At 62.6% G+C, this 1,501-nt stretch carries 1 protein-coding gene; it reads left to right on the top strand.

Translation table 11 applies throughout. The features are described 5' to 3' along the window. The first annotated feature begins 484 nt into the window (after positions 1-484). Positions 485-1,381 (top strand): TIGR02391 family protein, encoded by an 897-nt coding sequence (locus tag ACWDTD_RS20495; protein ID WP_449748951.1) that lies wholly within the window; start codon positions 485-487, stop codon positions 1,379-1,381. The last annotated feature ends 120 nt before the right edge of the window (positions 1,382-1,501 follow it).

Genomic DNA, 1,501 nt, shown 5'->3' on the forward strand with positions numbered 1-1,501 from the left:
CATCCCCAGACTCACCGCCCACACCCCGCGACCTTGCTCACCCACATCTTGTGCCCGCGAGAACCCGTTCTACGCACCGTCAATTCGGAAGAGCCAACAATCCGATAGATCAATGCCTGGGTTACGTGAAACAGATTCGTGAGGGCGAGGCTAAGACGAGTGATGGCCGCTTGATACCGAGATCGCAGGACGCCCCAGCGTTCTGCTATGTCATCGCGGACCTCACGTCCAGAATGATCGACCGTTGCGAACTCGCGGGCCTGCGTCCGACTCAGGATGGGCTCTGCTACTTCGGGTTCAACGATGCGCGCAGAGTATACATCGAGGTCATCAGCTTCGACGGCCTCGTCAACGGAGCTTCAGAACGGAATCGTGCGTTCTTCGACAGGCTGGGGTTGCCGGCGAGTCGGTGAAGATTCCCGGGTGCGACTTGCGACGGTGGTGACAGGCGGTTTCTCCTGATGAGCGTCCGAAGACCGAAACGATGGCGGAAGCACTCAGCAACAGGACGGCGGATTTGGTGACTAGTTACGGAGTCGACTACTTGCGGCGGCTGCTGAAAGCGACCGAGGAATTCGAGAGAGCCTTTGACGCATGGGCAGACACGCAAGTCGAGGCGAGCCACATGGACTCCCGGGGGCTGTTCCCGACGACCTGGAACAAGGAGGGCGCGGACCCCGCGGAGGTGGCCGTGCTGGAGCTGGAAGTGGCGCGGACAGCCGGTCAGGCGGCCCAGGCTGTGCGGGTGACGGGCGCCTATATCGTTGTGGCCGGTTTGGGGACGATCGACCCGATCTCGAACTGGTCGGTCATGTCATCGCCGAAGGCGCCGCTCTCGCCCCGGGACGTGAGAGCATGCGCGGCAACGGTCAGAGGTCGGCTGGAAGCGATGATCACTGAGGAGGAGGCCACCGAGTCGTCGGACGCCCCGGTGTTCTCCCCGGCCAACTTGCATGCGGTGATCTGGGCGGCGGCCGCTGCCCACTGGACGACGCACCAGTATCGAGTTGCGGTGCGCGAGGCGTCGGAGGCGCTTGTCGTGCACTGGAAGGACAAGCTCAGTCGTCATGACGCGAAGAGCGACACGACTTTTTGGCAAGAGACGCTGTCCGAAGGTGAGCCGAAACCGGGCAAGCCAAAGCTGGTGTGGCCGGGCGACCCGACGAGCACGACAGCAGCGAGCATGCGCGGTGGTCTGGCTCCGCTCGCGAAGTCCCTGAACGGGTTGGCTACCGGAGTAAACCTCACGATCCGCAACGTAACCACGCATTCGAGGGACGAGTTGACCGAGCAGGAGGCGATCGAGCGCCTGTCGGCGTACAGCTACCTCGCTCGGCTTCTCGATCAGTGCGAGGTGCGCCGTGACGAAGCAGACGCGTGAACAGCGGGTCACCATCGCGCAGCTCGAGATATTGTCAAGATCTGTGGATGAGGTTGTTTCAGGCAGCCTCCTGCTGGTCGGGTGAGGCGGTGCCGGGTTCGACGAGTTCGCCGTTTTTGA

The organism is Gordonia sp. NPDC003425, assembly GCF_053588635.1.